The following is an 8899-nucleotide window of genomic DNA, read 5'->3' on the forward strand; positions in this document are numbered from 1 at the left end:
CAAAATATAGAATGATGATTTATATTTAAAAATCAATTTGTTATATATAAAAATGGATACTTAATTTTATCGAACATTTTGGATGGTTTTAATTTATTGATCTTTTCTTTTAAAATTTTTACTTTAAAATCGCGTGTGCTTCTTACTAAGAAAAAGGCTTTAAATATCTACAAAGAAATTTGTAACAGATATAATCATTAAAATTGAGATAGGGGGGGAAATGGTTAATAGGTTTCAGATATGGAAAAAAGCCACTATTGTTGTGATTTTAGGGGGATTTTTTTCGACTGTTTATGCAATAGATGTTAATAGCTTGCAAGAAGCGAATGATGGTTCGTTTTATTTTTTTAAACGTGGTATGTCTGCTTATAAAGATGGACATATAAATCAGGCTATTGCAGCATTACGTCGTGCGGCTAAGAGAGGCCATATTGGTGCGAATTGGAAACTTGGCTCTATCTATGCAAACGGTGATGGTGTCCCTAAAAATGATTATAAGGCATATCATTTTTTGGCATATATTGTTGAAAAAGGTACTGATCTTGGTTCAGAGGATGAAAGTTATGTTTCTGATGCATTGGTTAAACTTGCGGGATATATAAAAAAAGGTATTCCTCAATCACCTGTGAAACCTGATCCTTCTTATGCTGCTCATCTTTATATGCAGGCTGCGGTGAACTATGGAAATCCTAAAGCTCAGTATCATTTAGGAAAAATATTTTTAAAGGGAGAGGGAAGGGAGAAGAATCTTATACAAGCAGCACGATGGTTTCAACTTTCAGCAAAAAAAGGAAATCCTTCCGCCCAAGCAATGCTTGGAAATATGCTGCTTCAAGAAGGAAAAATTGTCCGTGGGGCAGCATTGTTAACTGCTGCCTATGAAAAAGCTAATGTAAAAGACAGAAATTGGATTCGCCCTTTGCAAGAACAGGCTTTTGCTCTTTGTAATGAATTTGAGAGACGTACAGCAATTTCACTGGTTGCTGATATTTTAAAAAATAACAGTTTTTAAACATCTGATTGTAATATTTTTACATTCTCTCATCCGTTATTAAACTCTACTGTCTTGTGTCTAAGTTTACAGTAGAGATAGCTTTTTGTGATAATATAACGGCTAATGACTTAAGATTTTAGACAAAAATTCTTGCGTTCTTGGTGTTCTCGCTTGTGGATCAGAAAAGAACTCTTTAGATGAACAGTCTTCAAGAATTGTTCCTTGATCTATGAAAATAACACGCTCCGAGACTTTTTGTGCAAATCCCATTTCATGGGTTACACAAATCATCGTCATACCTTCTTCTGCTAAGCTAATCATGACATCGAGCACTTCACCTACCATTTCAGGATCTAGAGCAGATGTTGGTTCATCAAAAAGCATGACAAGTGGATCCATAGTTAAGGCACGTGCAATAGCAACACGTTGTTGTTGCCCTCCAGAAAGTTGACCAGGATATTTATCTTTGTGTTCAATCAGCCCAACGCGTTCAAGATACAACAATCCACGTTCAAGTGCTTCTTTTTTGCTTCGTTTTAGGACTTTAATTTGCGCAATTGTCAAATTTTCTGTGACAGATAAATGGGGGAAAAGCTCGAAGTGTTGAAATACCATTCCCACTTGACTTCGCAATTTAGGCAGATTCGTTTTTTTTGAATGAACTGGTACTCCGTTAATCCAAATTTCACCTTTTTGAAAAGGAACGAGAGCGTTAATAGTTTTAATGAGTGTTGATTTTCCTGATCCTGATGGACCACAAACGACAACGACCTCTCCTTTATTAATGTTGGTTGTACAGTTTTTAAGGACTTTAATTTCGCCATACCAATTAGAAACATTTTTTATTTCGATCATATGAGTAGACATTTTTTTTCCTATTAGCGAATAATGGATACTTTTTTTTGTAAATACAAAACTATTTGTGACAGTGTAAAACAGATAACAAAATAGAAAACAGCTGCTAAGATATAAGCTTCTTGCTTTACACCAAAATTATTAGCAGCAATATCAAAACCATTTAAAAGACTGTTGCCACTGATTGCATAAACAAGGGTTGTATCCTGAAAAAGGATAATAACTTGTGTTAAAAAAACTGGTAGCATGTCTCTAAAGGCTTGAGGAAGAATGACAATGTACATACTTTGCCAATATGTCATTCCGAGAGCTTGTCCCGCATATTTTTGTCCTTGCGAAACTGAGTTTATGCCAGCACGCATAATTTCTGCAAAATAAGCCGTTTCAAATGCGGTAAAGGTAATGAGTGCTGATTTATTTGCACCGATGGATGTACCGGTTAAAAAAGGCAAAAGCACGAAAAACCATAAGATAACCATCACAAGTGGTATTGAACGCATAGCTGTTATGTAAACGATTGCAAACCAAGAAAGAAGTTTTATGGAAGAAAGGCGCATCATTGCTAAAAGGGTGCCGAAAACAAACCCCAATACCGTTGCAAAAAGAGTTAGAAAAACGCTAAAGAGCAAACCTGATAAAATGTAAGAACGAAATACATCAAAGGTAAAAAAGGAAAAATCAAAGTCGGAAAAATTGAAAGGAAAATAAAGTCCAAACTGAGAGCTTATGAAATTCATCATTTTCAATTTCCCTTTGTTTGAAAATTAGGAATTTTGAGTATTTGTTCAATGACTGTCATCACAATGAATACGAATAAGGCTATTAGAATATAAAGAATCGTAACAAGCAAATAATTTTCGTAAACATGGCTTACCTCTTCAATTGCTTGGTATTGAAATTGCATGAGCTCATTTATTGAAACGGCGAATGCTATAGACGAATTTTTCACAATGCCCATTGCTTCTGAAGTAAGAGGCGGCATAATTGTACGTATAGCACGTGGTAGTATAATATAGCGATAACTTTGATAAGTTGTAAACCCCATTGCCATAGCAGCATAACGTTGTCCAGAAGGAATCGCTTCAATGCCTGAACGAACCTGTTCTGCAATGCGTGCAGATGTAAAGAATCCCAATGCGCATGTTATTAAGAAAATAGGGGAAAATTTCATCGCTGGTGGATAAATCTTAGGAACAACAAAATACCACAAAAATACTTGTACAAGGAGGGGAATATTACGCATAATCTCTACCCAAATAGCACCGATAGTGCGAAATATATAATTGATTATCGATGTTTTGGGTAAAGTGCGCATTGTTCCTATAATAACACCACACAATACAGCTAAGATAAGTGAAGTGATAGACAATATAACCGTATTTTTTAAGCCATCGAGAAGTGTATCTAAATAGGTATGGCTCACGCCGGGAGCTCCTAGGCATCCTGTTACCAGTGTTTGGGTAAGGTCATCTCTACAAAGGAAAGAAAAGTCCATTAATTGATATTCCCTCAAATTAGTCATTCACAAATAGGACAATAAATTAAGCGCATCTACATAGGCCAAATTTATTAAAAAGTGAATTAAAATATAAACCACACTCAATTTTTAAAGAGTGTGGTTTTTCTTTATTAAATTTTATAAATCTTTTTCTGTGTAGCTTTCTCGAGGCTTACTATTTGGGTGATCCCAAGCATATCTTGTTTGTTTTGACAAGGGAAGGTTCATAACAGTGTTAGCAGGTGGAATCGGTTTCATAAACCACTTATTATAAAGCTTTTCAAGTGATTCATCTTTAATCTGACGTACGATACTATCGTTGATTGTTTGTTCAAATTTTTTGTCATTTAATCTGAGCATACAGGCGATAGGTTCGACTGAAAGTACAGTATCAAGAATGACATAATCAGATGGATTCTTTGATTTAGCAATATGTCCAGCAAGAATTGAAGCATCCATAACAAAAGCATCTGCCTTACCAGATTCTAATAATAAAAAACTATCTCCGTGATCTTTCCCCTTTAAAACTTTAAACTGAATGTTTTTTGCACGTTTGTTTTTACGAATAAGTTGAACAGATGTTGTACCGGTGGTCGTTGCGACTGTTTTTCCATTTAAATCGTCAAGAGATTTAATGTTAGAGTTTTTCTTTACAGCAATCCGAACCTCTTCAATGTATGTCGTATAAGCAAATGCTGCTTCTTTACTGCGGGCAATATCATTTGTTGTTGAGCCGCACTCAAAATCATAGGTTTTATTTTTTAAGAGAGGAATTCTATTTTGAGAAGTGATAGGAAGATAATGAATTTTAATTGGTTTACCAATTTTTTTTGAGATATCATCAATGATACGTTCTGCCATTTCTGTATGAAAACCTACATATTTATTATTACCAAGGGCGTAGGCTAAACCAGATGATTCACGGACACCTAAAGTAATTTCCCCTGTTCGTTTTATTTTTTCAAGAGTATCATGTTCAGCATGCGCGACGCTTGTGAAACCAATGGCCGTTGCTGCAATAAACATTAATAATGATTTCTTCATTTATGTCCTCCATTCATTTATCTTTACTTTAGCTGTTTAAGATATACTGTTTACATGGTGTAGCATAGTTATTATTTTTGAGTGGAATTTTTTTGTTGTTTCATAATGGGGGGTGTACTTTCTTAATTGATATTAAGGTGAATCCAAACAGGAACGTGGTCGGATGGTTTTTGATATCCCCTTACTTCTGTTTGACTATGAGCGCAAATAAGCTGATCAACAGCTTCTGGTGATAATAATAAATGATCAATGCGAATCCCATTATTTTTAGGCCAAGCACCCGCCTGAAAATCCCAAAAACTGAAGGAGGGAGTATCGGTGACATTCCGGATAGCATCGTAAAGACCTAAATTAAGAATACGTTGAAATACTTTTCTTGTTTCTTGAAGAAATAAGGCATCTTGATACCATTCTTGAGGTTTTTTTGCATCTAATGGAGCGGGGATGACATTATAATCACCCGCTAGAATAAGGGGTTCTTCATACGCAAGCAATGATTTTGCATGTGTATATAATCTTTCCATCCATTCTATTTTATAGGAATATTTTTCACTCTCAATAGGATTCCCATTTGGTAAATAGAGAGATGCAACACGAACAACACCTTTGTTTGTTGAATAAACAGCTTCAATGTAACGTGTCTGCTCATCATTATCGTTGCCTGGTAATCGACGGATCACTTCATCTGGTGTTCTTTTAGAGAGAATCGCAACACCATTAAAACTTTTTTGTCCGTGTGTTTCTATATGGTAACCTAAAATTTCAATTGCATCGCGTGGAAAATTTTCATCAATACTTTTAATTTCCTGTAAACAGACTATGTCCGGCTGACTCTGCTGCAGCCATTGACATAATGTTTCATGTCGTGCTTTTATTCCAGCAATATTCCACGTTGCTATTTTCATGGCGCTCATCATTAGATATCAAGTATGCAATTCAATTTAATTTACTGCATTCATGTTTTATTACAGTCACATTGCTGCTTTTTTTATTTATAGGGATATTACTATGGTAAATTGATTTATCAAGAGTAGCGGTAAAAGCAAATTTAAAGTTTTAAAATTTAATTTATTTTCATTTTTAAAAACTTTCTGCTGTTTAGTTCTTGACGAATGTAAGTGTTCTCGCTATTAGAGGTGGACATAACCGATGTGGATGTGATCAGGTGTTTTGGATATGAACCGAAAGATTATTCACAGGTGTTAAGAAGATTAAAAGCAAATGCTAGTGCAAAAGGCTATTGCCTTCTCTGCTTGTGGTCGGGTGAACTGTTTTTTGCAGGTATGCCCGATTTTGTGTGTAGAATTAGATATCTGTTCCGATTCTATTGGAGTGGATAGAAATGAAATAGAAAAGCCCGATTGGGTGAGACGAATGTAGATCGAAAAGAGGAAGGTTGCATGCCTACCGTAAACCAGTTGATTCGCAAACCGCGTGTAGCGCCAGTTAAACGTAATAAGGTTCCTGCTTTGCAGTCGAATCCGCAGAAGCGTGGTGTTTGTACGCGTGTTTATACAACAACACCGAAGAAACCTAATTCTGCTCTTCGTAAAGTTGCTAAGATTCGCTTGACGAATGGATTTGAGGTGATTGGTTATATTCCTGGAGAGGGACATAATCTTCAAGAGCACTCTGTTGTGATGATTCGTGGTGGTCGTGTGAAAGATTTGCCAGGAGTTCGTTATCACATTATTCGTGGTTTGCTTGATACGCAGGGTGTCAAGAATCGTAAACAGCGTCGTTCAAAGTATGGCGCAAAGCGTCCAAAATAATATTGAGAGACAAAGCCAATGTCCCGTCGTCATAGAGCAGAAAAGCGTGAAATTAATCCAGATCCTAAGTTTGGTGATTTGGTTATTATGAAATTTATGAATGCCATTATGTTTGATGGTAAAAAATCAGTTGCAGAGCGTATTGTTTATGGTGCGCTCGATTCTGTAGAAAAAAGAGTAAAAACAGACCCTGTGGCTCTATTTCATCGGGCCTTAGAGAATGTTGCTCCTCATATTGAAGTTCGCTCACGCCGTGTTGGTGGTGCTACTTATCAAGTTCCGATTGATGTTCGTCCTGATCGTCGTCAGGCTCTTGCTATTCGTTGGTTGATTGCTGCGGCACGTGGTCGGAATGAAACGACGATGATTGAGCGTTTATCTGGTGAACTGATGGATGCGGCTAATAATCGCGGTTCTGCCGTGAAAAAGCGTGAAGATGTTCATCGTATGGCTGAGGCTAATCGTGCTTTTTCTCACTATCGCTGGTAGAAGTTTTAAACTAAGGCAAATATAATGGCTCGCGAATATAAAATTGAAGATTATCGTAATTTTGGTATTATGGCGCATATTGATGCTGGTAAGACTACGATGACTGAACGTATTCTGTTCTATACCGGCAAGAATCATAAAATTGGCGAGACCCACGATGGTGCTTCTACGATGGATTGGATGGAGCAGGAGCAGGAGCGCGGTATTACGATTACGTCTGCTGCGACAACGACGTTTTGGGAAGGGCGTGACGGTCGGAAGCGTCGCTTTAATATTATTGATACGCCAGGGCACGTTGATTTTACGATTGAGGTTGAGCGCTCTTTGCGTGTTCTTGATGGTGCAATAGCTTTGTTGGATGCAAATGCTGGTGTGGAGCCTCAGACGGAAACTGTTTGGCGGCAAGCTGAGAAATATCGTGTGCCTCGTATGGTTTTTGTTAATAAAATGGACAAAATAGGAGCTGACTTCTATCGTAGTGTGGAGATGGTTGGTTCTCGGTTGGGTGCTAAAGCGCTTGTTTTGCAGTTGCCGATTGGTGCTGAAAATGACTTTGAAGGCGTTGTTGATCTTGTAGAAATGAAGGCTTTAAAGTGGGATGGTTCTATTGGTGCCTCGGCGGTGATAAGTGAAATTCCCTCTGATTTAAGAGAGAAAGCTGAAGAATATCGCGAGAAATTGATTGAGATGGCTGTGGAGGTTGATGAAGCTGCGACAGAGGCTTATTTAGAAGGTGTTATGCCAACCAATGAACAGCTTGTTTCTCTCATTCGTAGGGGGACAGTAGAAGTTCAGTTTCATCCGGTTCTTTGTGGTACAGCTTTTAAAAACAAGGGAATTCAGCCGCTTTTGGATGCTGTTGTTTCTTATCTTCCTTCTCCAGTTGATGTTCCGGCAATTAGTGGTATTGATGTGAAGACTGAGACTGAGACGACACGCGAATCTTCAGATGATGCTCCACTATCTATGCTTGCTTTTAAAATTATGAATGATCCTTTTGTTGGTTCGTTGACGTTCTGTCGTATTTACTCAGGTAAAGTTCAGAAAGGTATTTCTCTTGAGAATACTGTGAAAAAGAAGAAAGAACGTTTGGGGCGTATGCTTCAAATGCATTCAAATTCTCGTGAGGATATTGAAGAAGCATTTGCTGGTGATATTGTTGCTCTTGCAGGGCTTAAAGAGACGACAACAGGTGATACTCTTTGTGATCCTTTGAAGCCTGTTATTTTGGAGAGGATGGAATTTCCAGAGCCTGTTATTGAGATTGCAATTGAACCGAAAACAAAAGCAGATCAAGAAAAAATGGGTATTGCTCTTAATCGTCTGGCAGCCGAAGATCCTTCATTTCGTGTTAAATCGGATGAGGAATCTGGTCAGACTATTATAGCTGGAATGGGTGAGCTTCATCTTGATATTATTGTTGACCGTATGCGGCGTGAATTTAAGGTTGAAGCAAATGTTGGGCAGCCTCAAGTTGCTTATCGTGAGTCAATTACTAAAATGGCGGAAATTGATTATACGCATAAGAAACAATCGGGTGGTGCCGGTCAGTTTGCTCGTGTGAAAATTGTTTTTGAGCCTCATGATGGTGATGACTTTATTTTTGAGTCGAAGATTGTGGGTGGTGCTGTTCCTAAAGAATATATTCCCGGCGTCCAAAAAGGGATTGAAAGTGTTATGGGGTCAGGTCCTCTTGCAGGCTTTCCTATGCTTGGTGTAAAAGCAACTCTTATTGATGGTGGCTATCACGATGTTGATTCTTCGGTTTTGGCTTTTGAGATTGCTGCTCGTGCAGCTTTTCGTGATGGAGCAAAGAAGGCTGGTGCACAGCTTCTTGAACCGATCATGAAGGTGGAAGTTGTTACACCAGATGATTATGTTGGTGATGTTATTGGTGATCTCAATTCTCGTCGGGGACAGATTTCAGGAACTGAAGCGCGCGGTATTGCAACGGTTGTGAATGCGATGGTTCCTTTGGCAAATATGTTTGGTTATGTGAATACCCTTCGCTCTATGAGTCAGGGGCGTGCACAGTACACAATGCAGTTTGATCATTACGAGCCTGTACCTTCGGCTGTTGCTTTGGAGATTCAAAAGAAATACGCGTAATTTCAGGTTGGTAATTAATTTTTAACTTAGTCCTTGGCTTGGACGGAAAATGGAGAGCTCAGATGGCGAAGAGCAAGTTTGAACGAACAAAACCGCATGTTAATATTGGTACGATTGGTCACGTTGATCATGGGAAGA

At 37.9% G+C, this 8899-nt stretch carries 9 protein-coding genes and 1 pseudogene; 5 read left to right on the forward strand and 5 right to left on the reverse strand.

What is annotated here, in order from left to right:
* Positions 1 to 220: 220 nt before the first annotated feature.
* The gene (locus ACFIJ9_RS06420; protein WP_375636221.1) at positions 221 to 1012 is read left to right on the forward strand and encodes a tetratricopeptide repeat protein; all 792 of its coding nucleotides are present in this window, start codon (positions 221 to 223) and stop codon (positions 1010 to 1012) included.
* 102 nt (positions 1013 to 1114) lie between these two features.
* Here the strand turns inward: ACFIJ9_RS06420 and ACFIJ9_RS06425 are convergent, their stop codons facing one another.
* The 5 genes from ACFIJ9_RS06425 to xth all read right to left on the reverse strand — a co-directional run bounded on the left by ACFIJ9_RS06425 (position 1115) and on the right by xth (position 5296).
* Entirely contained in the window at positions 1115 to 1861 is a 747-nt protein-coding gene (locus tag ACFIJ9_RS06425; RefSeq protein ID WP_015856594.1) for an amino acid ABC transporter ATP-binding protein, read from the reverse strand.
* Positions 1862 to 1872: 11 nt separating this feature from the next.
* Entirely contained in the window at positions 1873 to 2589 is a 717-nt protein-coding gene (locus ACFIJ9_RS06430; protein WP_273788550.1) for an amino acid ABC transporter permease, read from the reverse strand.
* Positions 2590 to 2591: 2 nt separating this feature from the next.
* The gene (locus ACFIJ9_RS06435; protein ID WP_375636224.1) at positions 2592 to 3344 is read right to left on the reverse strand and encodes an amino acid ABC transporter permease; all 753 of its coding nucleotides are present in this window, start codon (positions 3342 to 3344) and stop codon (positions 2592 to 2594) included.
* A gap of 141 nt (positions 3345 to 3485) precedes the next feature.
* On the reverse strand, positions 3486 to 4391 hold the full coding sequence (locus tag ACFIJ9_RS06440; RefSeq protein ID WP_375636226.1) for a transporter substrate-binding domain-containing protein: 906 nt from the start codon (positions 4389 to 4391) through the stop codon (positions 3486 to 3488).
* Positions 4392 to 4513: 122 nt separating this feature from the next.
* Complete coding sequence (xth, locus tag ACFIJ9_RS06445; RefSeq protein WP_375636228.1) at positions 4514 to 5296, reverse strand: exodeoxyribonuclease III; 783 nt, start codon at positions 5294 to 5296, stop codon at positions 4514 to 4516.
* A gap of 495 nt (positions 5297 to 5791) precedes the next feature.
* Between xth and rpsL the strand changes: the two genes are divergently transcribed.
* The 4 genes and pseudogenes from rpsL to ACFIJ9_RS06465 all read left to right on the forward strand — a co-directional run.
* A complete protein-coding gene (gene rpsL / locus ACFIJ9_RS06450) occupies positions 5792 to 6163 on the forward strand; it encodes a 30S ribosomal protein S12 (RefSeq protein WP_005773262.1) in 372 nt (123 codons plus the stop codon).
* Positions 6164 to 6181: 18 nt separating this feature from the next.
* Entirely contained in the window at positions 6182 to 6652 is a 471-nt protein-coding gene (gene rpsG, locus ACFIJ9_RS06455; RefSeq protein WP_015856589.1) for a 30S ribosomal protein S7, read from the forward strand.
* Positions 6653 to 6676: 24 nt separating this feature from the next.
* Entirely contained in the window at positions 6677 to 8761 is a 2085-nt protein-coding gene (gene fusA / locus ACFIJ9_RS06460) for an elongation factor G (protein ID WP_015856588.1), read from the forward strand.
* A gap of 62 nt (positions 8762 to 8823) precedes the next feature.
* A pseudogene (locus tag ACFIJ9_RS06465) lies at positions 8824 to 8899 on the forward strand (elongation factor Tu); the annotation flags it as partial.

The organism is Bartonella sp. MR90HLJMH, assembly GCF_042194115.1.
Taxonomy (GTDB): Bacteria; Pseudomonadota; Alphaproteobacteria; order Rhizobiales; family Rhizobiaceae; genus Bartonella; species Bartonella grahamii.

Excerpts from the sequence above, each read along its gene's own strand:
- ACFIJ9_RS06420 (WP_375636221.1), top strand. The coding sequence starts at position 221 with ATGGTTAATAGGTTTCAGATATGGAAAAAAGCCACTATTGTTGTGATT.
- ACFIJ9_RS06425 (WP_015856594.1), bottom strand. The coding sequence starts at position 1,861 with ATGTCTACTCATATGATCGAAATAAAAAATGTTTCTAATTGGTATGGC.
- ACFIJ9_RS06430 (WP_273788550.1), bottom strand. The coding sequence starts at position 2,589 with ATGATGAATTTCATAAGCTCTCAGTTTGGACTTTATTTTCCTTTCAAT.
- ACFIJ9_RS06435 (WP_375636224.1), bottom strand. The coding sequence starts at position 3,344 with ATGGACTTTTCTTTCCTTTGTAGAGATGACCTTACCCAAACACTGGTA.
- ACFIJ9_RS06440 (WP_375636226.1), bottom strand. The coding sequence starts at position 4,391 with ATGAAGAAATCATTATTAATGTTTATTGCAGCAACGGCCATTGGTTTC.
- xth (WP_375636228.1), bottom strand. The coding sequence starts at position 5,296 with ATGAAAATAGCAACGTGGAATATTGCTGGAATAAAAGCACGACATGAA.
- rpsL (WP_005773262.1), top strand. The coding sequence starts at position 5,792 with ATGCCTACCGTAAACCAGTTGATTCGCAAACCGCGTGTAGCGCCAGTT.
- rpsG (WP_015856589.1), top strand. The coding sequence starts at position 6,182 with ATGTCCCGTCGTCATAGAGCAGAAAAGCGTGAAATTAATCCAGATCCT.
- fusA (WP_015856588.1), top strand. The coding sequence starts at position 6,677 with ATGGCTCGCGAATATAAAATTGAAGATTATCGTAATTTTGGTATTATG.